Here is a 25928-nt window from a genome sequence, read left to right as displayed (position 1 = left end):
TGTGCGCTCTTTATTCGCGGTATGGGGCAGTAAAAATGGATTCACTCGTTGTTCCGGATGTCGATTTATTACGACATTGGCTGGATCAGCAAAGTATTACCTGGTTTGAGTGTGATGCCTGCCAGGCGCTTCATCTGCCGCATATGCAAAACTTTGACGGCGTTTTCGATGCCAAGCTGGATCTGGTCGATAACGTGATTCTGTTTTCGGCGCTGGCGGAAGTGAAGCCGACAGCGCTCATCCCACTGGTTGCCGATCTGTCGCAAATCAATGCCAGTTCGCTGACTGTGAAAGCCTTCCTTGATATTCAGGATGACAACCTGCCGAAGCTGATTGTCTGCCAGTCGATGAACGTGGCCGCCGGGCTGACCCAGGGCCAGTTCGCTCACTTTATGAAACAGAGTGAAGAGCAGATTTCGATGGTGATTCTGGAAGCCTTTGCCAACAATTTATTGATGGCCGGTGAAGAGGATGAACGCGCGGTGCTAGTCTCCCGCCAGTCGATGTTGCACTAAATCGCTGTCTCATTGATTAGATGCCGCTTTTTGCGGCATTTTTCATTTTTGCCCCACCACTTTTTATTCTGCATTTTGCCCTTAATTGCCAGATATTTCGCGTGGCTTATGCCATATTTGAACTATCACTGAGAACAAACACGCATAAATAATCGATAAAAGGCGTTTTTTACGCTGGGGTCTGGCCTGGATCTTTCAGGGGGGCTATTCTTGCGGGGCTGCATATTGCGTGCAACGTCAACACAGGCATATGCCCGTCATACTTTGAGCTGCATCCGCGTTGGCTGCGCCCGCTTGCCCCGGCCACATAGTTATCTATGCGCCCGGGGACTTGCGAGCTTACCGCCTTGCTGCAACTCAAATAATTCAGGGCATAGGTTTTTTCTATTAACCACCAAATGAATAATGATTCATTGTGTGTGCCTGTGTTTTTACTCTTTATGCTCGGAGAAGCGCTTTTATTGCTGCTTGCTCTGCAGAGTGGTGATTGACCTGTTCAGGAGGAAGGAAGACATGTTCAACCAACGTAAAAAATGGTTGTCAGTCGTGGTAGCTGGTGTGGTGATGGCGGTTTCCGCCGGCACGATGGCAGAACAGAAGACGCTGCACGTATATAACTGGTCAGACTATATTGCTGCTGACACCGTCCCGAACTTCGAAAAACAGAGCGGCATTAAAGTCGTTTACGATGTTTTCGACTCCAACGAAGTGCTGGAAGGCAAACTGATGGCGGGCAGCACTGGCTATGATGTCGTGGTGCCTTCCTCCAGCTTCCTGGCGCGTCAGCTGCAATCCGGCGTATTCCAGCCGCTCGACAGAAGCAAGCTGCCAAACTACAAAAACCTCGATCCTGAGCTGATGAAAAAATTAGAACAGCATGATCCAGGTAACAAATATGCGATTCCGTATCTGTGGGCGACTACCGGTATCGGCTATAACGTCGAAAAAGTGAAAGCCGCGCTGGGTAAAGATGCGCCGGTGGACAGCTGGGATCTGGTGCTGAAACCAGAAAACCTGGAAAAACTGAAAAGCTGTGGTGTCTCTTTCCTCGATGCACCGGAAGAGATTTTCGCCACCGTGCTGAACTACCTCGGCAAAGATCCTAACAGCAGCGATGCCAAAGATTACTCTGGTGCAGCGACCGATCTGCTGCTGAAACTGCGTCCAAACATTCGTTACTTCCACTCTTCCCAGTACATCAACGACCTGGCGAACGGTAACACCTGTGTGGCTATCGGCTGGGCGGGCGACGTGCTGCAGGCGAAACAGCGTGCAGAAGATGCGAAAAATGGCGTGAATATCGCTTACAGCATTCCTAAAGAAGGTGCGCTGGGGTTCTTCGATATGATGGCAATTCCAAAAGACGCGAAAAATGTTGATGAAGCTTACCAGTTTATCAACTACCTGATGGAACCTGCGGTGATGGCTGAGATCTCCAACAAAGTGTTCTACGCCAGCGGCGTGAAAGCCTCCCTGCCACTGGTGGCACCGGAAATCCGCAACAACCACGGTATCTATCCAACTGAAGAGACCATGGCCAAACTGTTTATCCTGAAAGTGCAGGATCCGAAACTTGATCGTGTACGTACCCGTGCATGGACTAAAGTTAAAAGTGGTAAGTAATTCATCAGTCATGAAGGTCTGATATTAACTTCCTGTAATTATTTATCCAATGCCATTGGCGTTGCAGCAAGGCGGCAAGTGAACGAATCCCGATGAGCTGACATCAGTCAGTGATTCGGGTGAGAGAACGCAGCCAACGCAGCTGCAGCTTCAGGGGCGAAGGATAAACAGAGGCGCTATTCTGACCTCTGTTGTCTCATTTAAGGTCCGCTTCACACCGGAGAGTAATGTTAGTGAACGACGTGATCCCCCGTCCGCAAAACAAAACCGCAAAGGCACTGACGCCGCTGCTGGAAATCCGCAACCTGACCAAATCCTTTGAAGGTCACCACGCTGTCGATGATGTCAGTCTGACCATCTATAAAGGCGAAATTTTTGCACTGCTTGGCCCGTCGGGCTGTGGCAAGTCCACCTTACTGCGTATGCTGGCCGGTTTTGAGCCGCCAACACATGGGCAAATTGTGCTTGATGGCCAGGATCTGTCCCATGTGCCGCCTTACCAGCGCCCGATTAATATGATGTTCCAGTCCTACGCGCTGTTCCCGCATATGACGGTTGAGCAGAATATCGCCTTTGGTCTGAAGCAGGATCGCCTGGCGAAAGCTGAAATCGCCAGCCGTGTGGAAGAGATGCTGGCGCTGGTGCATATGCAGGAGTACGCGAAGCGTAAGCCGCATCAGCTTTCTGGCGGTCAGCGTCAGCGTGTGGCGCTGGCGCGCAGTCTGGCCAAACGGCCGAAACTGCTGCTGCTCGATGAACCGATGGGTGCACTGGATAAAAAACTGCGTGACCGTATGCAGCTGGAAGTCGTGGACATTCTTGAGCGTGTGGGCGTGACCTGCGTGATGGTCACCCACGACCAGGAAGAGGCGATGACCATGGCCGGGCGTATTGCGATTATGAATCGCGGTAAGTTTGAGCAGATCGGTGAGCCAGAAGAGATTTACGAACACCCTACCAGCCGCTACAGCGCGGAATTTATTGGTTCGGTGAATGTGTTTGAAGGGTTACTGCGCGAGCGTCAGGAGAGTGGCCTGGTGATTGACAGCCCGGGACTGACCCATCCGCTGAAAGTGGACTCCGATGCTTCCGTGCTGGATAACGTGCCGGTCTCCATCGCGCTGCGCCCGGAAAAAGTGATGCTGTGCGAACAGCCGCCTGCCGATGGCTACAACTTTGCCGTCGGTGAAGTGGTGCATATTGCCTATCTGGGTGACCTGTCTATTTACCATGTCCGTCTGCAGAGCGGGCAGATGATCTCTGCGCAGCTGCAGAATGCTCATCGCTTCCGCAAAGGCGCACCAACCTGGGGTGATGAAGTTCATCTCTGCTGGGATGCCGACAGCTGTGTGGTTCTGACGGTATAGGTGAGGGAAGTATGAGCCAATTCACTGAACACACCCACGAGCCTCCCGCTGCGCCTGTAAAAGCATCGTGGAAAGGGCGTATGCTGATGAAGCATGGCCGCAAGCTGGTGATCGCCGTACCTTATCTGTGGCTGATCCTGCTGTTTATGCTGCCGTTCCTAATCGTGCTGAAAATCAGCTTCGCCGAAGTGGCACGCGCCATTCCGCCGTATACCGAGCTGATTAGCTGGGCGGACGATCAGTTCAATCTGGTGCTGAACTTTGCCAACTTCTTCCAGCTGGCCGGGGATGAGCTCTATTTAGATGCTTATCTGCAGTCGATTAAGCTGGCAGCGGTATCCACTCTGATTTGTCTGCTGATCGGCTATCCGCTGGCGTGGGCGGTGGCGCAGAGTAAACCTTCCGTGCGCAATATTTTGCTGCTGCTGGTGATCCTGCCGTCATGGACCTCGTTCCTGGTGCGTGTTTACGCGCTGATGGGGCTGCTGAACAATAACGGTGTGCTGAACCATTTCCTGTTGTGGCTGGGCGTTATCGACCAGCCGCTGGTCATCCTCTACACCAACATTTCGGTATATATCGGTATTGTTTACTGCTATCTGCCGTTTATGGTGCTGCCGATCTATACCGCACTGACCCGACTGGACTACTCGCTGGTGGAAGCCTCGCTGGATCTCGGTGCCAGCCCGATGAAAACCTTCTTTAAGGTGATCGTTCCGCTGACCAAAGGCGGCATTATCGCCGGTTCTATGCTGGTGTTTATCCCCGCGGTCGGTGAGTACGTGATCCCGGAACTGCTGGGCGGTAAAGACAGCCTGATGATTGGCCGTGTGTTGTGGCAGGAGTTCTTCTCCAACCGCGACTGGCCGGTGGCATCGGCGCTGGCCGTTACCATCCTGTTAATCCTGACGCTGCCGATTATCTGGTTCCACAAGCATCAGAATAAAGAGATGGGGGAAAAAGCATGAGTTCGCTTCCTGCTGTTCGCTCACCGTGGCGTATCGCGATTTTAGTGGTGTGCTTTACGCTGCTGTATGCCCCAATGCTGCTGCTGGTGGTTTATTCGTTTAACAGCTCACCGCTGGTGACGGTCTGGGAGAGTTTCTCGTTCCACTGGTATCGCGTGCTGTTCCAGGACAGTGAGATGATCAGCGCGGTCAGCCTCAGCCTGACAGTGGCGGCGCTCTCTGCCAGTATGGCGGTGGTGCTGGGTACGCTGGCGGCGGTAGTGATTGTGCGTTTTGGCCGTTTCCGGGGTTCGACGGGCTTTGCTTTTATGCTCACTGCACCCCTGGTGATGCCGGATGTGATTACGGGTCTGTCGCTGCTGCTGCTGTTCGTTGCTATGGGACATGCCATTGGCTGGCCGGCGGAACGTGGCATGGTGACCATCTGGCTGGCACACGTCACTTTCTGTACGGCTTATGTGGCGGTGGTGATCAACTCACGTCTGCGTGAGCTGGATCGCTCGATTGAAGAGGCGGCGATGGATCTCGGCGCCACACCGCTGAAAGTGTTCTTTGTGATTACCGTGCCAATGATTGCCCCGGCACTGGTCACCGGCTGGCTGCTGGCGTTTACTCTGTCGCTGGATGACCTGGTGATCTCGAGCTTTGTCACCGGCCCGGGCGCCACCACACTGCCGATGCAGATCTTCGCCTCGGTGCGTCGCGGTATGAACCCGGAGATCAACGCGCTGGCGTCGCTGATTCTGTTTGCCGTCGGTATTGCCGGTTTTATCGCCTGGCGTCTGATGGCGCAGAAAGAAAAGCAACGTATTCGCGATATTCAGAAAGCAAAACGTGGCTGATAACACAATCTTTTGCCAATATATACCCTCAATCCTTTGGCCTGCCGCTGTATAACGGCAGGCCGAAAGATAAAGGGTAGAGTATTAAGCAGGATGATCTTGCAGAAGCGGTCTTCAGGGCCGCTTTTGTTGATCGCTGGCCGCTATGGCCTGCAGGAGAGCGTGAATGTCGGATGTGTTCAGAGCGGGAAAAAACATGATTAGCACGCGTGCAGCGATTCCGGTGCCTGTGCTGATTGCCGGTAGCGCAATTATTGCCACGCGCTGCCTGAGTGTATTGCTGCTGGCGAACGAGCTGGGGTATGAAGAACTGGCCGACTTTGTTCACCGCAGTGCCCAGGCCTGGGATTCGACACTGATTTTTATTGCCAGCCAGCTGATTTTCTTTATTGAACTGCGTTGCGCCATTGTCCTGATGCGCGGCAGTAACCGTGGTCGCTGGGGCTATGTCATCACCCAGCTGCTGGTGATGCTGTATATGCTGGTGGCGTCCATTGGTTCCATTTATACGGAAATTTTCAGTATTGATGGCGATACCAATGGGGAAATTATCCACAGTCTGCTGACGCAGAAGTTTCCCGATTTACTCATCATGTTGCTGCTGTTTGTTCCGGCCAGCAGCCGGAAGTTTTTTCGCAAGCCGTAGCGGGCGGTGCTACAATCCACGCCCGCATTTTGACTTTACACAGGCTTTATCATGCACTGCGCGCTTTATGAAGCGGACCGTTGTCGTTCCTGCCAGTGGCTGGAAACCCCTTACCCGCAACAGCTGTCCGCCAAACAATCCCATCTTCAGCAACTGTTAGCGTCGCAGGAAGTGGCGCAGTGGCGCGCGCCTGTGACGTCTGCCGAGCAGAGATTCCGTAATAAAGCCAAAATGGTGGTCAGCGGCAGTGTGGAGCGTCCCTTGCTCGGTATGGTGCAGCGCGATGGCACGCCGGTGGATCTGAGTGACTGCCCGCTGTATCCGGCCTCGTTTTACGAGGTATTTGACCGGCTTAAGCCGTTTATCGCCCGCGCGGGTCTGACACCGTATAACGTGGCGCGCAAACGCGGCGAGCTGAAATTTATCCTGCTGACTGAGAGCACCCAGCAAGGCGCACTGATGCTGCGTTTTGTGTTGCGTTCGCACAGCAAACTGGCGCAGTTGCAGGCGGCGCTGCCGTGGTTGCAGGCGCAGCTGCCGCAACTGAGTGTGATTTCTGCCAATATCCAGCCCGTGCATATGGCGATCCTCGAAGGTGAGGAGGAGATCCCGTTAACGGAAAATCAGGCGCTGGCTGAGCGCCTGAATCATGTACCGCTGTTTATTCGCCCGCAAAGTTTCTTTCAGACCAACCCGCAGGTGGCTGCTGACCTGTATGCCACCGCGCGCGACTGGGTGAGTGAGCTGAAAGTGACGCAGATGTGGGATCTGTTCTGCGGTGTGGGGGGCTTTGGTCTGCACTGTGCTACGCCGGAAATGACATTGACTGGTATCGAAATCAGTGCTGAGGCGATTGCCTGCGCCCGGCGTTCCGCCGAGCAGATGGGGCTGGATAACGTGCAGTTTGCTGCGCTGGATTCCACCCGTTTTGCCACCGCCAATGGCAGTGTGCCACAACTGGTGCTGGTCAATCCGCCACGGCGGGGGATTGGTGCTGAGCTGTGTGAATATTTAAGCAAAATGGCGCCGGAACATATTCTCTATTCCAGCTGCAATGCCAGCACCATGGCGACCGATATTACCCGGCTGACTAACTATCAGATTGAGCGCGTGCAGCTGTTTGATATGTTCCCGCATACTGCGCACTATGAAGTGCTGACGTTGCTGAGAAGGGTTAGCTGACTGGCTCCCTCCCTCATGAAATGGGGGAGGGTTGGGGAGGGGGAACATACAGACACGGTGCCGCTTATTCCCCCGTCCTGACCTTTCCCCGCAGAGCGGGGGAAGGGACGATTACTGCGGGAACCAGTGGTCGCTAATTTTCTGGTAAGTACCGTTGGCTTTAATCGCGTCCAGCGCGCTGTTCAGCTTCGCCAGCAGTTCTTTATTATCCGGACGCACCGCAATACCCAGGCCAGTGCCAAAGTACTGTGCATCGGTAACATGTTCCCCGACGGTCGCCAGATTCGGGTTGGTTTTCAGCCACTCGTTCACCACCGCAGTATCACCAAACACGCCATCCAGACGACCATTTTTCAGATCGAGAATCGCATTCTGATAGCTGTCATACGCAACGGTCGTCACTTCCGGATGCTTGTCCTGCATATATTTCTGATGCGTGGTGCCGTTTTCCATGCCCACACGTTTACCTTTCAGATCTTCCAGCGTGCTGAACTTCCCTTTCTGCGCAATCACCACCGCGGAGTTCGCGTAGTAAGGTTGGGTAAAGGAGACCTGCTTGCTGCGCTCAGGAGTGATATCCATACCGGAAATCACCGCATCAAAACGGCGGAATTTCAGTGCGGTAATCAGGCTGTCGAACGGGTTATTGGTGAAGCTGCACTCAGCTTTCATCTGTTCGCACAGTGCTTTGGCAAGATCGATATCAAAACCGACGATCTGATTGTTACTATCCAGCGATTCGAATGGCGGATAAGTCGCGGAAGAGGCAAAACGAATTTTTTCAGCGGCGCTGGCGCTAAATGCTGCGCTGGCGAGCAGTGCAGTAAGCAGTGCGGTGGAGAACAATTTTTTCATCGGTCGGGCTCCTGTCTGTCTTTATCATTATATTGCCTTAAGGCGAGAGACAAGATGCCATTAAATGAATGGATATGCAATATTTGTGTATAAATAATGAAAAAGGCGAGAGATCCTCGCCTTTTTATCAGTTGCGCTGCTCGAAGGCTAATGCCCGTCGTTCAATCAGACGCATCAGCAGGGTAAGCAGGCCATTGACCACCAGATAGACCAGCCCGGCGGCGGCAAACACTGTCACGTCGTAGGTACGGCCATACAGCAGCTGACCATGCCCCATCACTTCCATCAGGGTAATGGTGTACGCCAGGGAGGTACTTTTAAATACCAGCACCACCTCATTGGAGTAAGAGGAGAGGGCGCGCTTAAAGGCGTAAGGCAGCAGAATACGCAGCGTCTGTGAGCGCTTCATCCCCAGCGCGGCGCATGACTGCCACTGGCCTGACGGAATCGCCCGTACTGCGCCATGGAACAGTTGTGTGGTATAGGCGGCACTGTTCAGCGACAGCGCCAGCAGGGCACACAGCCACGGCTGGGAGAGAAAATGCCACAGCCACGGAATCTGCTGGATCGACGGGAACTGTCCCGGTCCGTAGTAGATCAGGAAGATCTGCACCAGCAGCGGCGTGCCGGTAAACAGCGTGATATAGCCTTTAACCAGCGAATTCAGTACCGGCAGTTTCAGCGCCAGCACCACGGTGAACAGTAATGACAGCAACAGCGCAAGGATCAGCGACGCCACCGTCAGCGTCAGACTGGTATGCAGCCCTTTGAGCAGCTCAGGTAAATATTCCAGCATCAGCTATTTCCCTGTTCAAAGCGTGTGGCGCGCAGCTCAATACGTTTCAGCACATACTGGCTGAATAAGGTAATCAGCAGATAGATGCCTGCAGCGATCAGATACCAGGTAAATGGTTCCTGGGTACGGGTGGCGATACTCTTTGTCTGCAACATAATGTCATTGACGCTAATCAGCGACACCAGCGCGGTATCTTTCAGCAGCACCAGCCACTGGTTGCCGAGACCCGGCAGGGCGTGGCGCCACATCTGCGGCATAATCAGACGGAAAAAGATCGCACCTTTTTTCATGCCCAGCGCCTGGCCGGATTCCCACTGACCCGCAGGGACCGCTTTCAGCGCGCCACGCAGTGTTTGCGAAGCATAAGAGGCGTACAGAATGGAAAGGGCGATCACGCCGCACAGAAACGGGCTGACGTCGAAGTTTTCGATTTCCACCTGCACCGGCAACTGAAACAGGCCGAAGTTAAGCGTAAAACCGTCCGACAGAATCAGCAGCAGCTGCGACGCACCAAAATAGATAAACAGCACCACCAGGATTTCTGGCAGGCCGCGAAACAGGGTGACCAGTCCGGTGCCGATCCATGCCAGCGGACGCCAGCGCACGGATTCCCAGACGGCAAAAATCATCGCCAGCGCAAGGCCGACGATGAGAGCACAAACGGCAAGGCCGACGGTCATCCCGGCGGCGCTTGCGAGTGGAGTAAGTTCGTTCATCAATTAATTACTGCTGAAACCATTTGTTGTAGATGGTTTTGTAGGTGCCGTTTTCTTTCACTTTATCCAGCGCGGCATTCAGTTTGCCCTGCAGGTCGCTGTTGCCCAGGCGTACCGCAATGCCCAGGCCGGTGCCGAAGTAGGCTTTGTCTGTCACTTTCTCACCAACAGCAGTCAGGTTTTCGTTCTGCTTCAGCCACTCGTTGACCACCGCAGTGTCACCGAAGACGGCATCGATACGGCCATTTTTCAGGTCGAGGATAGCATTCTGGTAGCTGTCATACGGGACAACGGTGACGCCAGCTTCTTTGTCGGTCAGGTATTTCTGGTGCGTGGTGCCGTTCTGTACGCCAACACGTTTGCCTTTCAGCGCGGCGACATCCGCCACTTTGCCTTTTTGGGCGATAAAGACAGCAGAGTTATCGTAGTAAGGCTTGGTGAACAGCACCTGCTTTTCACGCTCTGGCGTGATGTCCATACCGGCCATCACTGCGTCAAAACGGCGGAATTTCAGGCTTGGGATCAGGCTGTCAAACGCCTGGTTAGTGAAGCTGCACTCTGCGCCAATCTCTTTACATAATGCGTTGGCGAGATCAACGTCAAAACCCTGAATCTTGTTGTCCGCATCGACAAACTCAAATGGCGGGTAAGAGGCTTCAGTAGCGAAACGGATGTTCTGCGCGGCAGCGGCGCTCAGGCTGACGCCAGCTAACAGGGCGGCAAGGATTAATTTTTTCATCATGATGTCCCTAATCAGTGCGAGAGATAGTTGGCAAACGCATCGGTTTGCGGCTGTGTAAAGCGGCTGGCATCGCCCTGTTCGACCACGTAGCCATTTTCCATATACACCACCCGACTGGCGGTTTTACGGGCAACATCGACTTCGTGGGTGACGATCACCTGAGTAATATTGGTTTGCGCCAGTTCGCGGATAATGCTGACGATCTGAGCGGTAATTTCCGGGTCCAGTGCGGCGGTCGGTTCATCGAACAGCAGCACGGCAGGTTCCATCATCAGCGCACGGGCAATCGCCACGCGCTGTTGCTGACCGCCGGAAAGATGCAGTGGGTAGCGATCGACAAACGGCTTCAGACGCAGACGGTCCAGCAGTTTCTCTGCACGGGCGTGCGCCTGATCTTTGCTTAGCCCCAGCACACGGCAGGGGGCTTCGGTCAGGTTCTGCATCACGGTTAAGTGCGGCCAGAGATTGTATTGCTGGAACACCATACCGACATTCTGGCGCAATTCACGGATTGCGCTGTCGGACGGGGTTTTGCTGAAATCGAAATTATTGCCGGCGATGCTCAGCGTACCGGAACGAGGCAGTTCAAGCAGATTCAGGACGCGCAGGAGCGAGCTCTTACCGGCGCCGCTGGGACCAAGCAGGACCAGGGTTTCTCCCTCTGGACATTCCAGCTGGATATCGAACAACGCCTGGTGTTGACCGTAAAAGCAGTTGATATTTCTTAGTTGAATACTCATGCGCCAGAATTGAATAGCAATTAAAGTGGCAAATCTTAACGTCGGCAGAATAGTTATGCAATCATTGTGCGTTAAAATTTATTTATGGGAACTATTGTTAATAAAGCGTAGCACAAGATAGCGTAAAGCAAGTTTGCCACGGTGCAGTCGCGATGTTTTTTGTCGCGATAAACGCCACATCAGCCTGAAGATTCTGTGTGGTATTAAGCGGTTCAGCCGCCGGACGCTACAGTGACGCCGTGACGCGATATTTGGCTGTGAATAGTAACGCAGCCGCGCGGGAGGCTGGTTAAGCGCACCGGTATAGTTACGGCGCGCTTAACAATGCACTAATTTTCGATGGTCTGACTGAGTGTGCCGCCACCCGCATGCGGCCAGCTGGCGAGATAACGTACATCATCTACTGCCCAGCAGGTGCCGTCGCGCACCATCAGCACTTCGTCCTGCCAGCTTACGGCCTTATCACCGTCACGTTTCAGCTGTACGCGCAGCGGAATATTGCGCGCATCGGTGTTGGGAATGGTGGAGGCATCCGCGACATCCGCAGAAGAAGGGCCGGCAGGCAGGCTGGAGAACAGATCAAGTGCGTTCAGGTGGCTGCGATCCGCATTCTGGTTGCTGGCGGTGAGCAGTTTCTGGTACAGCGCATCGCTCAGATAAGGCCGGTATCTGGCTAACCGGGTGGCATCAGGCAGCCCCTGGCCCGGCTGCTGAATGCGCAGGTCGTAAAATTCCTGCGCCACGCTGTCTGGTCCGCCTGTCACACAGGGGCCAACGCGCGTGCCAATATCTTTATAAGCAGGTTCCACCGTGGTACAGGCGCTCAGCAACAGAGCTGCAGGCGCCAGTACGACAAAGGCTTTATTTTTCATGCTGTTTCCTTATTGTTGACTGGTTGGTCGTCATTTTAGGATAAAGTATAGCCACGGTTTTTAGCCTGTCGGGCGATAACGCAGAAAGGAGTGTTCGATGCAGTTTTCCACTACCCCAACCCTGGAAGGTCAACCCATCACGCAATATTGTGGCGTGGTAACGGGCGAAGCGATTCTCGGTGCCAATATCTTTCGCGACTTCTTTGCCGGTATCCGCGATATCGTCGGGGGCCGCTCGGGCGCATATGAAAAGGAGTTACGCAAAGCGCGCAAACTGGCGTTTGAGGAGATGGAAGAGCAGGCGAAAGCGCTGGGTGCTGATGCGATTGTCGGCATTGATATTGACTATGAAACCGTGGGCAAAGACAGCAGCATGCTGATGGTGAGTGTCAGCGGAACGGCAGTGAAAACTCGCTGATGCGCTACGGGTGGTTACTGCTGGCGGTGTTACTGCTGACGGCCTGCGCGCCTGCCGGTATTGAGCAGCGTGCGGGTTATACGGTGGATACGCGCCATACCGCTTATGGGGCCCGGCCACGCGTTAAGGTGCTGGTGATCCACTATACGGCAGAGGATTTCTCTGGATCGCTGGCAACGCTGACCGATCGCCAGGTCAGCGTGCATTATCTGATCCCGGAGCAACCGCCGCAGGAACGCGGCCAGCCGCGGGTCTGGCAACTGGTGCCGGAACAGCAACTGGCCTGGCATGCCGGGCCGAGCTACTGGCGCGGTGCGACCCGGATTAACGATACGTCGATTGGTATTGAGCTGGTTAATGCAGGCTATACCCGCGTGCTGACGGGCAGGGTATGGACGCCGTTTAATCCTGCACAGATTGCCGCACTACAGCCGCTGGTACGTGATATTGCCCGGCGCTATAACATCCTGCCGGAAAATATTGTCGGCCACAGTGATATTGCACCGCAGCGCAAGCAGGACCCGGGGCCGTTGTTCCCCTGGGCACAGCTGGCACAACAGGGCATTGGTGCGTGGCCGGACGTGCAGCGTGTGCAGTTCTGGTTGCAGGGGCGTGCGCCATCGCAACCTGTTCCGGTAGAGTCGTTGCTGGCGGTTCTGGCGCGTTACGGTTATGACGTCAATCCACAGATGAGTGAAAGGCAACAACACAATGTGATTGCGGCGTTTCAGATGCATTTCCGCCCGGCGGATTATGGTGGTGAAGCGGATGCAGAGACGCTGGCGATTGCGCAGGCGCTGGTGGAGAAGTATGGCGCTTTTGATGTGATGCCTTGAAGGTGCGCAGGCAGGCGCTTTCGTGCTGGTCGGTGCGGTGAGCCTTTTGCTCCCTCCCTCCATAAAATGGCGGAGGGCTGGGGTGCTGCGACGTCTGGTGTCGTTTGCTCCCCTATCCTCACCTTCCCCCGCACGGTGGGGGAAGGAACTGTTCAGTGCCCCGGTTAACCTCAGCGCGTGGAAGCGGCTGTGTCGTTCCAGCCTTAACGCGCCAGGAATGCCCGCCAGTGATCTACCAGCTGCTCCAGCGCATGGCGATCCACATCCAGATGCGTCACCAGCCGGGTAACCGGTCCGGTACTCAACAGGATACCGCGCTCCTTCATCCAGTTTTTCAGCGGTTCCGCCTGCTCAGCAGGCACGCGGACAAAGACCATATTGGTGTCCTGGCGTGTGACATCCGCGCCGATCTCACGCAACTGCTGTGCCAGCCAGTGCGCGTTATCATGGTCGTCCTGCAGACGCTTCACATTGTGCCGCAAGGCGTACAGCCCGGCCGCTGCCAGAATCCCCGCCTGACGCATGCCGCCACCTGTCATTTTGCGCCAGCGACGTGCGCGACGGATATAGTCGGCGCTGCCACACAGCAGCGAACCGACGGGCGTGCCCAGTCCTTTTGACAGACAGATGGTCAGCGTATCGCAGTAACGCGCGATATCCTGCAGTTCAACACCATGCGCCACGGCAGCGTTAAAGATGCGCGCTCCGTCGATATGCAAGGCCAGCTGGCGCTGACGGGTAAATTCCCATGCCTGCTGCAGATACGCCAGCGGCAGCACCTTGCCATTATAGGTATTTTCCAGGCTCAGCAGTTTAGTACGGGCGAAGTGAGCATCGTCCGGTTTGATCACTGACGCCACCACATCCAGCGGCAGTGTGCCATCCGCAGCGGCCAGAATCGGTTGCGGCTGGATACTGCCGAGCACGGCAGCGCCACCGGCTTCGTAGAGATAGTTATGCGCCAGCTGGCCGACAATATACTCTTCGCCCCGCTCACAGTGACTGAGCAGCGCCACCAGGTTGGCCTGGGTGCCGGTCGGTAAAAACAGCGCCGCCTCTTTGCCGCTGAGACGCGCGGCCTCGGCTTCCAGTGCGTTGACGGTGGGATCATCGCCGTAAACATCATCCCCGGTTTCTGCAGACATCATCGCAGACAGCATGGCGGCGCTCGGGCGCGTCACGGTATCACTGCGTAAATCGATCACTGTAGCTCTCCTTAAAATTAAAGCGGACGCGGCTGCGCCCGTTACCGACACCTGACTCTGTTGTACCGCAGGCGGTGAGTTTTCGCCAGCGTGCTGGCACTGTCTTCCACGCCGCTGCGGGCGATATTACGCGCACGTCATAATCAGGTTGCCCGCCACTTGATCTTCCTGTCACTTGCGACCATGCTCAGAAAAAAGCGGAGGGACTGACGTCTGTGATTCTGGAAAGCATCGAAATTATTGGCTTCCGCGGCCTCAATCGTCTGGCGTTGCAGCTGGAAAACAGTAATGTTCTGATTGGTGAGAATGCCTGGGGTAAATCGAGTTTGCTGGATGCCCTGACATTACTGCTCTCACCCCAGCCTGCGCTCTATCAGTTCAACGTGAATGACTTCCATTTTCCTCCCGGTAATCTCAACGAACGCGCGCGCAAGCTTCGGGTGACATTTACTTTTCGTGAAGGTGAACCCGGCCATTATCAGTCGCCACGCTATCAACCGCTGAGTGGCCTGTGGCGGCGTGGTACGGATGGCTGGCAGCGGATTATTTATCGTGTCAGCGGTGAGCTGGACGCAGGGCAGCAGGTCGTGACACAGCACCAGTTTCTCGATGCACAGCAGCAGCGGCTGGATCTGGATGACCCACAGCACGGGGTGCAAGCGCTGATTGCGCTGCATCCGGTACTGCGCTTGCGAGATGCGCGATTTACCCGCCGCCTGCGTCATGAGACGTCAGTGGCGCTGCAGCCCGATATCGATGCGCTGGCGCGGCGTATTGATGCCCTTACGCGCGACGTGGTGGCGCGCCCGGAGCAGCTCACCGACCATGCGCTGCGGGAAGGGCTGCACACCATGCAGCAATTGCTGGAGCACTATTTCACGGTGCAGCCAGCAGAGACTGAGCAGAACAGGGTGCCGCATCATGCGCGCGAGTCGCCGCAGGGCTGGCGTCATCTGAATAACCTTAACCGCATGATTGCCGAAGCCGACAGCCGCAGCCGTCAGTTGATTGTGTTGCAGATGTTCAGCCTGCTGGCACAGGCGCGTGGTGCATTTCAGATCGGCCCGGATGCCCGCCCTCTGTTGCTGGTGGAAGACCCGGAAACGCGCCTGCATCCGATTATGCTGTCGGTCGCGTGGGGCTGGCTGGATCTGCTGCCGTTGCAGAAAATCGCCACCACCAACTCTTCTATCCTGCTGTCGCAGGTGCCGATGGAGCAGGTGTGCCGTCTGGTACGTGAACCGGCGCGTGTCGCCGCCTGGCGGATTGGCCCGGGGGGAATGAATGCCGAAGACAGCCGCCGTATCGCGTTTCATATTCGCTTCAGCCGTCCTTCTGCGCTGTTTGCCCGCTGCTGGTTGCTGGTGGAGGGGGAAACGGAAGTGTGGGTAATGAACGAGCTGGCGCGCCAGTGTGGCTACCATTTTGAGGCCGAAGGCGTGAAGGTCATTGAGTTCGCCCAGTCCGGGCTGCGTCCGTTGCTGAAGTTTGCCCGTCGCATGGGCATCGAGTGGCATGTGCTGACCGATGGCGACGACGCCGGAAAAAAATACGCCAATACCGCCCGCAGTATGCTGGAACCGCAGTACGATGCCGAACAGGATCATCTCACCCAGTTACCCGCGCTGGATATGGAGCACTTTCTGTATAAGCAGGGGTTCAGTGAGGTCTATCATCGTATGGCTCATTTGCCCACACCGGTGGCGATGAACCTGCGGCGTATTATCGCCAAAGCGATTCAGCGCTCGTCGAAACCGGAACTGGCGATTGCGGTGGCGATGGAAGCGGCATCACGTGGCACCGGGTCGATTCCGCCGCTGCTGCGGCAAATGTTTGCACGTGTGCTGGGGCTGGCACGGGGACAGGCCGATTAGCGGCGGCCTTGAAAGGCAAAAAAGCTCCCCAATATAGCCATTAAGAGCGGAACAGAAAAAATGCCAGCAGGTGCGGCTGGCATTTTATTCAAGGGTTGTACAGAATGAGTGAGGATGTGGATCAGGCACTGGTTGTGGCCGCCACGTCGACCGGCACGATCAGGCTGGCATGATTGCCTTTAGGCCCTTCATGCACATCAAACTGTACCTGTTGCCCGGCTTTCAGCGTTCTGTAACCATCCATCTGAATTGTTGAGTAGTGCGCGAAGATATCATCGCCGCCACCGACTGGGCAGATAAAGCCGAAGCCTTTGGCGTTATTGAACCATTTTACTGTACCCGTCTCCATGCTTCTTGATCCCTCGCAAGACATTTTAATTAGAGTGAGGTGATGTGGCTGTGAGCCCCGGCTGATTAAAACTGCATCAGCTTGTGCCTGTACAATGTAGAGAAAATGGCCTTAGCGTCAAGCATATGGCCTGCCGAGACGGCGACGAAATCCTCAAAATTTGAGGTGGTTAACGCTATTGCGAATTTTGTGATGAAGGTCGCGTATGAGGAAAGTCGGAGAATTTTTTCTCCGCGCTGGACATCCTGGCAGGCGTGTTAAACTTATTGAATCGCATGCTAATGTATAGGCAGCATGTAACGCACAATGACGACGGATTACTATGGGAAAGACTAACGATTGGCTTAACTTTGAGCAGCTTGCAGAAGACAAACTGCGCGAGGGGCTCAAGCCACCTTCAATGTATAAAGTTATACTCAACAATGACGATTATACGCCTATGGAATTTGTTGTTGACGTATTGCAAAAGTTCTTTTCTTATGATGTTGAACGTGCAACGCAACTGATGCTTACGGTTCACTATCGCGGTAAGGCGATCTGCGGTGTTTTCACTGCGGAAGTGGCTGAAACCAAAGTGGCACATGTGAACCAGTACGCCAAAGAAAACGAGCATCCGTTGCTATGTACGCTGGAAAAAGCCTGATCGGTATTCTGCTCCATTCGGGAGTGGTCTGACAGGCGATAATTGGGGGAGGTGCCTAATGCTCAATCAAGAACTGGAACTCAGTTTAAACATGGCTTTCGCCAGAGCGCGTGAGCACCGTCATGAGTTTATGACCGTCGAGCATTTGCTGCTGGCTTTGCTCAGCAACCCGTCGGCCAGAGAGGCACTGGAAGCCTGTTCGGTGGATATTGTGGCTCTGCGCCTGGAACTCGAGGCCTTCATCGAACAAACCACGCCAGTTCTGCCTGCAACCGAAGAGGAGCGCGACACTCAGCCGACGCTCAGCTTCCAGCGCGTGCTGCAGCGTGCGGTGTTCCACGTTCAGTCATCCGGGCGCAGCGAAGTGTCCGGCGCTAACGTGCTGGTAGCGATTTTCAGCGAGCAGGAGTCGCAGGCGGCTTACCTGCTGCGTAAACATGAAGTCAGCCGCCTTGATGTGGTGAACTTCATATCCCATGGCACACGTAAGGACGAACCAGGTCCGGCAGCCAGCAGTTCCGACAATCAGGTCAACGAAGAGCAAGCAGGCGGGGAGGAACGTATGGAAAACTTCACCACCAACCTTAATCAGCTTGCTCGTGTGGGCGGCATCGATCCTCTGATCGGTCGCGACAAAGAGCTTGAGCGCGCGATTCAGGTATTGTGCCGTCGCCGTAAGAACAACCCGCTGCTGGTGGGGGAATCTGGCGTGGGGAAAACCGCGATTGCGGAAGGTCTCGCCTGGCGTATTGTGCAGGGCGATGTGCCGGAAGTGATCAAAGACTGCACCATCTATTCGCTGGATATTGGCTCGCTGCTGGCGGGCACCAAATACCGTGGTGACTTTGAAAAACGTTTCAAAGCGCTGCTGAAACAGCTGGAGCAGGACAGCAACAGCATCCTGTTTATTGACGAAATCCACACCATCATTGGTGCTGGCGCAGCCTCTGGCGGCCAGGTGGATGCTGCCAATCTGATCAAGCCACTGCTGTCGAGCGGTAAAATCCGCGTGATGGGCTCCACTACCTATCAGGAATTCAGCAATATCTTTGAGAAAGACCGTGCGCTGGCACGTCGTTTCCAGAAAATCGATATCACTGAGCCATCAGTGGAAGAGACCATTCAGATTCTGAACGGCCTGAAACCGAAATACGAAGCGCATCACGATGTGCGCTACACCGCGAAAGCGGTGCGTGCGGCGGTAGAACTGGCGGTGAAATATATTAACGACCGTCATCTGCCGGACAAGGCCATTGATGTGATCGACGAAGCGGGTGCGCGCAGCCGGTTAATGCCGGTCAGCAAACGCAAGAAAACCGTCAACGTCTCTGACATCGAGAGAGTAGTGGCTCGTATTGCTCGTATTCCGGAGAAAAGCGTTTCCGCGACCGATCGCAATACGCTGAAAACGCTCGGCGACCGCCTGAAAATGCTGGTATTCGGCCAGGATAACGCCATCGAGGCGCTGACCGAAGCAATTAAGATGAGCCGTGCGGGTCTGGGTCAGGAACGTAAACCGGTCGGTTCTTTCCTGTTTGCCGGTCCAACGGGCGTGGGTAAAACCGAAGTCACCGTTCAGCTGGCGAAAGCGCTGGGTATTGAACTGCTGCGTTTCGATATGTCCGAGTATATGGAACGTCATACCGTCAGCCGTTTAATCGGTGCACCTCCGGGCTATGTCGGTTTCGATCAGGGCGGTCTGTTAACCGATGCGGTGATCAAACATCCGCACGCGGTACTGCTGCTGGACGAAATTGAGAAAGCACACCCGGATGTGTTTAACCTGCTGCTGCAGGTGATGGACAACGGTATGCTGACCGACAACAACGGCCGCAAAGCGGACTTCCGTAATGTGATCGTGGTGATGACCACCAACGCCGGGGTGCGGGAAACGGAGCGTAAATCCATTGGCCTGATCCACCAGGATAACAGCATCGATGGTATGGAAGAGATCAAGAAGATCTTTACCCCAGAGTTCCGTAACCGTCTCGACAATATTATCTGGTTCAAACACCTGTCGACGGAAGTTATTCATCAGGTGGTGGATAAATTTATTGTTGAGCTGCAGGCACAGCTGGATGCGAAAGGCGTCTCGCTGGAAGTCACTGACGATGCCCGTGAGTGGCTGGCAGTGAAAGGGTATGACAAAGCGATGGGCGCGCGGCCAATGGCGCGTACCGTGCAGGAAAACCTGAAAAAACCGCTGGCGAACGAGCTGCTGTTTGGCTCGCTGGTGGAGGGTGGTTCTGTTTCCGTCGCGCTGGATAAAGATAAAAACCAGCTGACTTACCACTTCCTCAGTGCGCAGAAAATGAAAGAAGAGGGCACGGTGCATTAATTTTTTGCGCCCTCCCTCATAACATGAGGGAGGGCTGGGGTGGGGGAATATCAAACGCCGTGCTGGCAATTCTCCCACCCCACCTTTCCTCCGCTCAGCGGGTGAAGGGGCATTAAGCTTCGCATCGTATCGCACAAATGAAAAAGGCCGGGTTCTCACCCGGCTTTTTTATCTCTGGCTGATTTTCACAGCAAGACGAAATCAGGTATATCAGCGACTACGGAAGACAATGCGGCCTTTGCTCAGGTCGTACGGGGTCAGCTCAACAGTGACTTTGTCGCCCGTCAGGATGCGGATATAGTTTTTGCGCATTTTACCGGAGATATGAGCGGTAACCACGTGTCCGTTTTCTAATTCTACGCGGAACATGGTGTTAGGTAACGTATCAAGTACGGTACCCTGCATTTCAATATTGTCTTCTTTGGCCATCGAATCCTCTGGGTGGACTACCTTAGTTTTGAACCGGCAAGATAATGCCGAATTTCAGGACTTATGTAAACAATTGTTGGTGATATCACCAGCACACACCGCGCTACCGGTTTTTCCGGAGCGGCGGATAAATAACTCGCGGGGTAATGACGCCAGCGGGGGAATTGCCGGCTAAGAATCTGTTTTAACTCTGCATCATTCGCACGACTAAAACAGTTCTGAGAGAGTGCGTTAAGATTCCCAGCCTGGTAATTCCGCTTCGCAATGGGTGCAGCGAACGGCGGACGGCATACCAAACGCGCATATTATAGCACTGTTCTTACTGATTGCGTGGAAAACCTCAGCCGGGGTGGTTAAAAAAGCGTTTGTTGTTGCCAGCATTGTGCGGAAACCGGCTGTTTTGCCAGTGCATTCAGCCACGCCAGCCAGGCAACGCGCGGGATCTCTTTCGCACCCAGCGACGCGGTATGAGGATTCAGCACCTGGCAGTCAATCAGCTTGCCGCCCTGACGGCGGAAATGCTGACTGAATACCAGCAGCGCAGTTTTGGAGGCATTCTCACTGCGGCTGAACATCGACTCGCCGCAAAATATCTGCCCCAGTGCCATGCCGTACATGCCGCCGACCAGTTCACCGTTCAGCCAGACTTCCACCGATTGCGCGTGGCCCATATTAAACAGCTTTTGCCAGGCATGCTTCACGGCGACGGTGATCCAGGTGCCTTCCGCGCGTTCGCTGCAGCCCTGTACCACATCAGAAAAAGCCTGATTTAGCGTGACCTGATAGGGTGAGCGCTGATGAAAGCGCTTCATGCTGCGACTGAGATGAAACTGATCGGGGAACAGCACGGCGCGGGGATCGGGTGACCACCAGAGGATCGGATCGCCCTGTGAGAACCACGGAAAGATGCCGCGCTGGTAAGCATTCAGCAGACGCGCCGGACTCAGATCGCCGCCCATCGCCAGCAGACCATTCGGCTCTTTGAGTGCCATTTCCGGTGGCGGGAAGTGCAGCGATTCGCGTGAGAGTTGAATCAGTCTCATGGTCGGGTGTCATCTCCAGAAAGCTACGCTTAATCACTATATAGCCGTCATACTTCAGGCTGCAGATGCGTTGGCTTCGCTCACTCACCCTGGTCGCATAGCTATCTATGCTCCCGGGGATTCGCGGGCTGCTGCCTTGCTGCAACCTGAATTATATAGGCTATAGCGCAAAGCGCTGCTGAAAATGCCAGTATCGACCTCGTTGTGCGATTAAGTCCAGATGATTTCCCTGCTCAATCATTTCCCCCTGATCCATCACACAAATCCGATCGGCATTTTCCAGCCCTTGCAGGCGGTGGGTGACCATAATCATCGTTTTGTGTGTGCTGACTTGCCACAACAGCGTCAGAATCTGACGCTCGGTTTCGGCATCCAGCCCTTCGGTGGGTTCATCAAGCAGCAGCAGATCGCCATCGTGCAGCAGTGCGCGGGCGATACCGAGGCGACGCAGCTCGCCGCCGGAAAGCTGGCGTCCGCCTTCGCCGAGCCAGGCGTTGAGGCCTTCCTCGTTATCGAGCAGTTTGCCCAGCCCGACTTGTTGCAGAACTTCTGTCAGACGCACATCATCGCTGTCAGGCGCGCCATGCAGCAGGTTGTCGCGCAGCGTCTGGCTGAACAGATGCACGCGCTGGCTGACCACACTGGTTTTAGTGCGCAGCGTGGCTTCATCCCACAGCGTCAGCGGGATACCGTTTAGCGTGATGCTGCCACTGGCCGGGTCCCAGGCGCGTGTCAGCAGCTGCAACAGGGTCGACTTGCCGCAGCCGGTCCGTCCCAGCAGTGCCACTTTCTCACCGCGCGCCACGCTCAGCGACAGGTTATTCAGCGCCGGACGGCTGGCGCTGGCATAGCTGAAACTGACATTGTGCAGTTCCAGCGCAGCACCTTCGCCTGCAGCCACGGGCTGTGGACTGAATTCGACGGCGGGGTGTTGTTCAATAATCTGGCTGACACGCACGGCGGAAGCCACCACCTGGCCGAGATGCTGGAAGGCATTACCGACAGGTGCCAGCGCTTCAAATGCCGCCAGCGTACAGAAGACAAACAGAGCGATCAGGGCGCCGGGCTGCGTCAGTTCACCGACACCGGCAGCACTGAGCCACAGCAGCAGCGTCACGCTGGCACCGCTAATCAGTAACATCAGCGCCTGCGACAGACCACTCAGGCTGGCCTGACGCTGTTGCGCCTGCTGCCATTGCTGCTCAGTGGCATCCAGCTGGTCGCGGTAATGTCGCGCTGTACCATAAATCTTCAGTTCTGCCGCGCCCTGCAACCAGCTGGTGAGCTGCAGGCGATAGTCGCCGCGCAGCCGGGTCATGGCTTCACCTGCCGGTCGGCCCGCGCGATAAAACAGTGGCGGCAGGACCAGCAGCGTCAGCAGCATAATCAGGCACAGCGTCAGTGCCAGCTGCACGTCGAGGAAACTCAGGGCGAAGGTCACCACCATAATCACCGCCAGTGCTCCCACCAGCGGCGAGATCACCCGTAAGTAGAGGTGATCGAGGGTATCAACATCGGCGACCAGCCGGTTAAGCAGCTCCCCCTGGCGAAAACGGGCAATACCGGCAGGGGAGAGCGGGAACAGCTTGCTGAAGGTAAATACGCGCAGATGCTGCAACACGCGGAAAGTGCCGTCATGGCTGACCAGACGTTCGAAATAGCGAGCTGCAGTGCGGGTGATGGCCGCGCCACGTACCCCGGCTGCCGGCAGCATATAGTTAAAACTGTACAGCCCGGCGACACCCGCCAGTGACGACGCGGCGAGAAACCAGCCAGACAGCGTTAACAGGCCGATACTGGCTAACAGGGTGAGGATCGCCAGTACGATACCGAGCGCCAGCAGCCAGAAGTGGCGACGATACAATTTCAGAAACGGCAGAAGGGCTTTCATAGTTCGACGACTCCTTGGCGCTGAGCTAACAGTTCGGCAAACGGACCAGGCTGGCTGACCAGTTGCTGATGAGGTCCCTGCTGAATCAGCTGACCCTCGCGCATCACCCACACATCATCCCGGTTTGCCAGCTGGTTCAGCTGGTGAGTGACCATCAGCGTGGTTTGCTGATGTGACGCCTGTTCCAGCGCGCGCATGACGTGCTGTTCGCTGTCACTGTCGAGGCTGGCGGCAGGTTCATCCAGCAACAACAACTGCGCCGGTTTCAGCAGGGCGCGCGCGACGGCAATTCGTTGCGCCTGACCAACGGACAGACCCGCCGCCTGATCGCCCAGTTCAGTGTCCAGGCCATCTGGCAGACGGGGTAAGAATTCATCGACGCCAGCCAGCGCCAGCACCTGCTGCAGTTGCGCTGCGTCCACCGCCTGGCCTGACAGCAGATTGTCACGCAACGTTGGTGCGGGGAGTTGTGGATGCTGTCCGACCCAGGCCAGCTGCTGTTGCCAGCCAGTGCGGTCCAGATCGCGCAGCTCAATGCCATTCACGGTCAGCGAGCCCTGATAAGGCAGAAAACCGGACAGCACATTCAGCAGCGAACTTTTGCCCGCGCCGCTTTGTCCGACCAGCGCGACACGCTGACCTGGCAGCAGGGTGAATGACAGCGGCCCAGCTAACACGCTGCCGCCTGGGGCAGTGATCACCAGCTGATCCGCGACCAGTGTCAGTGGCTGGTTGCTGTCCAGCGTCTGATTGCCCTGTGCGACAGTGATTTCATCGGTCTCGCTGAGGAAAGTCTCTAACGCATCTGCCGCGCCAACGGCCTGCGCTTTGGCATGGTAGAAGGTGCCGAGATCACGCAGCGGCTGGAAGAACTCAGGCGCGAGGATCAGCGCCAGAAAACCGGCGAACAGGCTGACGCCCACACCGTAGTGGCCAAAATTAAGCTCACCAAGGTAAGAAAAACCGAAGTACACGGCGACGATGGCAATCGACAGCGAAGCAAAAAATTCCAGTACCGCCGATGACAGAAACGCCATACGCAGCACTTCCATGGTACGGCGACGGAAGTTCTCCGAGGCATGGCTGATATTGTCAGTTTCTGCCTGAGCGCGATAAAACAGACGCAGGGTTTCCAGTCCGCGCAGGCGGTCAAGGAAATGGCCGCTCAGGCGCGACAGCGCGAGGAAATTGCGGCAGTTAGCGTCGGCGGCACCCATGCCTACCAGCGCCATAAACAGTGGGATCAGCGGGGCGGTCGCCAGCAGAATCGCGCCTGCGGCCCAGTTAATCGGGAAAATGGCGATCAGGATAAAACACGGAATCAGTACCGCCAGCGACATCTGTGGCAGGTAGCGTGCGTAGTAATCCTGCATCTCTTCAATCTGTTCCAGCAGCAGCGTTGCCCAGCTGCCCGCCGGTTTACCCTGAATCCACGCCGGACCCAGCGCATCGAGACGATCCAGCACGCGCTTACGCAGCGTACGGCGAATCGCCTGGCCGCAGTAAAAGCCCACGCGTTCACGCAGCCAGCTGACCAGTGCGCGGGCGATAAAACAGCCGAGCAGCAGCAGGAAGTCGTTGATCAACGCCGTGCGCGGTATCTGCAGCACAATCAGATTATTCAGCAGTTCGGCCAGTATCCATGCCTGCGCGATAATCAGCAGCGCGCTGAGCAGACCAAGCAGGGAAGAGAGACGTAACCAGCGGCGTGCATGGACGCGTTGCTGGCGCAACCACTGGGTGAGTTGTTGTTGACGCGTTTTGTTCATCAGTTGCCGTTATTGCAGAAAAACGAAACGGGCAGCCGTCCGGCACCCCACGATAAGTGCTGGCAATGTTACATGGTGGAAAAAAAAAAGGCGACTGAAGAGCAGTCGCCGTGCGTAAATACGATCAGCTTTTTAACAACTTACTTATCGTTTTTAACTAATCCATCGAGATAGCGTTCCGCATCCAGCGCGGCCATACAACCGGTGCCGGCGGAGGTGATCGCCTGACGGTAGATATGGTCCATCACGTCACCAGCGGCAAACACGCCCGGGATGCTGGTCTGAGTCGCGTTGCCGTGAATGCCGGACTGCACTTTGATATAACCGTTTTCCAGTTCCAGCTGACCGGCAAAGATGGCGGTGTTCGGGCTGTGACCAATAGCAACAAACAGACCGGCAACTTCCAGCTGTTCAATTTCGCCGTCACCCGATACCGGACGCAGACGCAGACCGCTGACGCCCATCTGGTCGCCCGTCACTTCTTCCAGCGTACGGTCGGTATGCAGCACGATATTGCCGTTCTGCACTTTTTCCATCAGACGGTTAATCAAAATCTTCTCGGCACGGAAGCTGTCGCGACGGTGGATCAGGTGCACTTCAGAAGCGATATTCGCCAGGTACAGCGCTTCTTCGACAGCCGTGTTGCCGCCGCCGATAACGGCGACTTTCTGGTTACGGTAGAAGAAACCATCGCAGGTGGCACAGGCGGAAACGCCACGGCCTTTGAACGCTTCTTCTGACGGCAGACCCAGATAACGTGCAGATGCACCGGTCGCGATAATCAGCGCATCGGCGGTGTATTCGCCGCTGTCGCCCGTCAGGCGGAACGGACGATTCTGCAGATCCACCGTGTGGATATGGTCGAAGATAATCTCGGTATTAAACTTTTCCGCGTGCTCATGCATACGTTCCATCAGCAGCGGACCGGTCAAATCATTAGGATCGCCGGGCCAGTTTTCGACTTCCGTGGTGGTGGTCAGCTGACCGCCTTTTTCCAGACCGGTAATCAGCACCGGATTAAGATTGGCGCGCGCAGCGTACACCGCAGCGGTGTAGCCTGCCGGACCAGAGCCCAGAATTAATAATTTACTGTGTTTGACCGTGCTCATCAGATCCTCATTTGTTAACTGGCTTAACATAGCGGGGAATTGTAGGGAATTTGCTGCCGCAAAAAAAGCGTTCTGCAATTTTGTTAGGGAAGGTGCGATTTAATCGGTGGGGTTCAGTGGAGTCCTTAGCTGTATTAGCCTTACCTTAGCTGAGCTGTAT

General features: G+C 55.4%; 25 protein-coding genes. 12 read left to right on the top strand and 13 right to left on the bottom strand.

The window, feature by feature from the left end:
* Nucleotides 1–35 precede the first annotated feature (35 nt).
* The 7 genes from ACSZO1_RS09315 (at nucleotide 36) to rlmC (ending at nucleotide 7143) form a co-directional block, all read left to right on the top strand.
* Nucleotides 36–515 (top strand): YbjN domain-containing protein, encoded by a 480-nt coding sequence (locus ACSZO1_RS09315; RefSeq protein ID WP_437611804.1) that lies wholly within the window; start codon nucleotides 36–38, stop codon nucleotides 513–515.
* A 513-nt stretch (nucleotides 516–1028) separates the two neighbouring features.
* Nucleotides 1029–2138, top strand: coding sequence for a spermidine/putrescine ABC transporter substrate-binding protein PotF (potF, locus tag ACSZO1_RS09310; protein ID WP_437611802.1), 1110 nt, complete (start codon nucleotides 1029–1031; stop codon nucleotides 2136–2138).
* Between the two features lie 233 nt (nucleotides 2139–2371).
* Nucleotides 2372–3505 (top strand): putrescine ABC transporter ATP-binding subunit PotG, encoded by a 1134-nt coding sequence (gene potG / locus ACSZO1_RS09305; RefSeq protein WP_437611826.1) that lies wholly within the window; start codon nucleotides 2372–2374, stop codon nucleotides 3503–3505.
* Between the two features lie 11 nt (nucleotides 3506–3516).
* On the top strand, nucleotides 3517–4473 hold the full coding sequence (gene potH / locus ACSZO1_RS09300; RefSeq protein WP_437611800.1) for a putrescine ABC transporter permease PotH: 957 nt from the start codon (nucleotides 3517–3519) through the stop codon (nucleotides 4471–4473).
* On the top strand, nucleotides 4470–5315 hold the full coding sequence (gene potI / locus ACSZO1_RS09295; RefSeq protein WP_437611798.1) for a putrescine ABC transporter permease PotI: 846 nt from the start codon (nucleotides 4470–4472) through the stop codon (nucleotides 5313–5315). Before potH ends, potI begins: the two co-directional genes overlap by 4 nt.
* Before the next feature lie 166 nt (nucleotides 5316–5481).
* Nucleotides 5482–5961, top strand: a complete 480-nt coding sequence (locus tag ACSZO1_RS09290; protein WP_437611796.1) for a YbjO family protein — start codon at nucleotides 5482–5484, stop codon at nucleotides 5959–5961.
* A gap of 51 nt (nucleotides 5962–6012) precedes the next feature.
* Complete coding sequence (rlmC, locus tag ACSZO1_RS09285; protein ID WP_437611794.1) at nucleotides 6013–7143, top strand: 23S rRNA (uracil(747)-C(5))-methyltransferase RlmC; 1131 nt, start codon at nucleotides 6013–6015, stop codon at nucleotides 7141–7143.
* A gap of 111 nt (nucleotides 7144–7254) precedes the next feature.
* Here the strand turns inward: rlmC and ACSZO1_RS09280 are convergent, their stop codons facing one another.
* The 6 genes from ACSZO1_RS09280 to ACSZO1_RS09255 all read right to left on the bottom strand — a co-directional run bounded on the left by ACSZO1_RS09280 (nucleotide 7255) and on the right by ACSZO1_RS09255 (nucleotide 11864).
* Complete coding sequence (locus ACSZO1_RS09280) at nucleotides 7255–7998, bottom strand: arginine ABC transporter substrate-binding protein (RefSeq protein ID WP_437611792.1); 744 nt, start codon at nucleotides 7996–7998, stop codon at nucleotides 7255–7257.
* A 127-nt stretch (nucleotides 7999–8125) separates the two neighbouring features.
* Entirely contained in the window at nucleotides 8126–8794 is a 669-nt protein-coding gene (gene artM / locus ACSZO1_RS09275; protein WP_437611790.1) for an arginine ABC transporter permease ArtM, read from the bottom strand.
* Nucleotides 8794–9510 carry an arginine ABC transporter permease ArtQ gene (gene artQ, locus ACSZO1_RS09270; RefSeq protein WP_437611788.1) on the bottom strand — a complete coding sequence of 239 codons (717 nt, stop codon included), beginning with the start codon at nucleotides 9508–9510 and terminating at the stop codon, nucleotides 8794–8796. The genes artM and artQ overlap by 1 nt, the downstream gene beginning before the upstream one ends.
* 7 nt (nucleotides 9511–9517) lie before the next feature.
* Nucleotides 9518–10249, bottom strand: coding sequence for an arginine ABC transporter substrate-binding protein (gene artJ, locus ACSZO1_RS09265; protein WP_437611786.1), 732 nt, complete (start codon nucleotides 10247–10249; stop codon nucleotides 9518–9520).
* Between the two features lie 14 nt (nucleotides 10250–10263).
* Nucleotides 10264–10992, bottom strand: a complete 729-nt coding sequence (gene artP, locus ACSZO1_RS09260) for an arginine ABC transporter ATP-binding protein ArtP (protein WP_437611784.1) — start codon at nucleotides 10990–10992, stop codon at nucleotides 10264–10266.
* 329 nt (nucleotides 10993–11321) lie between these two features.
* Nucleotides 11322–11864, bottom strand: a complete 543-nt coding sequence (locus ACSZO1_RS09255) for a lipoprotein (protein WP_437611783.1) — start codon at nucleotides 11862–11864, stop codon at nucleotides 11322–11324.
* Between the two features lie 97 nt (nucleotides 11865–11961).
* On the opposite strand from ACSZO1_RS09255, the gene ACSZO1_RS09250 reads away from it, so the two are divergent.
* Together ACSZO1_RS09250 and ACSZO1_RS09245 are read left to right on the top strand one after the other, a co-directional pair.
* Entirely contained in the window at nucleotides 11962–12282 is a 321-nt protein-coding gene (locus ACSZO1_RS09250) for a heavy metal-binding domain-containing protein (protein ID WP_437611781.1), read from the top strand.
* Nucleotides 12282–13118: an N-acetylmuramoyl-L-alanine amidase gene (locus ACSZO1_RS09245; RefSeq protein ID WP_437611779.1), complete on the top strand. Its 837-nt coding sequence runs from the start codon at nucleotides 12282–12284 to the stop codon at nucleotides 13116–13118. The genes ACSZO1_RS09250 and ACSZO1_RS09245 overlap by 1 nt, the downstream gene beginning before the upstream one ends.
* 203 nt (nucleotides 13119–13321) lie before the next feature.
* Here ACSZO1_RS09245 and ltaE read toward each other — a convergent pair whose 3' ends face one another.
* Nucleotides 13322–14323 carry a low-specificity L-threonine aldolase gene (ltaE, locus tag ACSZO1_RS09240; RefSeq protein WP_437611778.1) on the bottom strand — a complete coding sequence of 334 codons (1002 nt, stop codon included), beginning with the start codon at nucleotides 14321–14323 and terminating at the stop codon, nucleotides 13322–13324.
* A 215-nt stretch (nucleotides 14324–14538) separates the two neighbouring features.
* Between ltaE and ACSZO1_RS09235 the strand changes: the two genes are divergently transcribed.
* Nucleotides 14539–16197, top strand: a complete 1659-nt coding sequence (locus ACSZO1_RS09235) for a DUF2813 domain-containing protein (protein ID WP_437611776.1) — start codon at nucleotides 14539–14541, stop codon at nucleotides 16195–16197.
* A 121-nt stretch (nucleotides 16198–16318) separates the two neighbouring features.
* On the opposite strand, the gene cspD is transcribed toward ACSZO1_RS09235, so the two are convergent.
* Nucleotides 16319–16546 carry a cold shock-like protein CspD gene (gene cspD / locus ACSZO1_RS09230; protein WP_437611774.1) on the bottom strand — a complete coding sequence of 76 codons (228 nt, stop codon included), beginning with the start codon at nucleotides 16544–16546 and terminating at the stop codon, nucleotides 16319–16321.
* 322 nt (nucleotides 16547–16868) lie between these two features.
* On the opposite strand from cspD, the gene clpS reads away from it, so the two are divergent.
* Nucleotides 16869–17189, top strand: coding sequence for an ATP-dependent Clp protease adapter ClpS (clpS, locus tag ACSZO1_RS09225; RefSeq protein ID WP_437611772.1), 321 nt, complete (start codon nucleotides 16869–16871; stop codon nucleotides 17187–17189).
* A 58-nt stretch (nucleotides 17190–17247) separates the two neighbouring features.
* Nucleotides 17248–19527 carry an ATP-dependent Clp protease ATP-binding subunit ClpA gene (gene clpA, locus ACSZO1_RS09220; RefSeq protein WP_437611770.1) on the top strand — a complete coding sequence of 760 codons (2280 nt, stop codon included), beginning with the start codon at nucleotides 17248–17250 and terminating at the stop codon, nucleotides 19525–19527.
* 210 nt (nucleotides 19528–19737) lie between these two features.
* Here the strand turns inward: clpA and infA are convergent, their stop codons facing one another.
* The 5 genes from infA to trxB form a co-directional block, all read right to left on the bottom strand.
* Nucleotides 19738–19956, bottom strand: a complete 219-nt coding sequence (gene infA / locus ACSZO1_RS09215; protein ID WP_002211347.1) for a translation initiation factor IF-1 — start codon at nucleotides 19954–19956, stop codon at nucleotides 19738–19740.
* Between the two features lie 353 nt (nucleotides 19957–20309).
* On the bottom strand, nucleotides 20310–20999 hold the full coding sequence (aat, locus tag ACSZO1_RS09210; RefSeq protein WP_437611726.1) for a leucyl/phenylalanyl-tRNA--protein transferase: 690 nt from the start codon (nucleotides 20997–20999) through the stop codon (nucleotides 20310–20312).
* A gap of 160 nt (nucleotides 21000–21159) precedes the next feature.
* Nucleotides 21160–22890, bottom strand: coding sequence for a heme ABC transporter ATP-binding protein/permease CydC (cydC, locus tag ACSZO1_RS09205; RefSeq protein ID WP_437611724.1), 1731 nt, complete (start codon nucleotides 22888–22890; stop codon nucleotides 21160–21162).
* The gene (gene cydD, locus ACSZO1_RS09200) at nucleotides 22887–24659 is read right to left on the bottom strand and encodes a heme ABC transporter permease/ATP-binding protein CydD (protein ID WP_437611722.1); all 1773 of its coding nucleotides are present in this window, start codon (nucleotides 24657–24659) and stop codon (nucleotides 22887–22889) included. Before cydD ends, cydC begins: the two co-directional genes overlap by 4 nt.
* A 140-nt stretch (nucleotides 24660–24799) precedes the next feature.
* Nucleotides 24800–25768, bottom strand: a complete 969-nt coding sequence (trxB, locus tag ACSZO1_RS09195) for a thioredoxin-disulfide reductase (protein WP_437611720.1) — start codon at nucleotides 25766–25768, stop codon at nucleotides 24800–24802.
* Nucleotides 25769–25928: the final 160 nt, after the last annotated feature.

This window comes from Erwinia sp. V71 (genome assembly GCF_965644245.1).
Lineage (GTDB): Bacteria > Pseudomonadota > Gammaproteobacteria > Enterobacterales > Enterobacteriaceae > Erwinia.
This window is presented reverse-complemented; position numbering and strand designations above follow the sequence as displayed.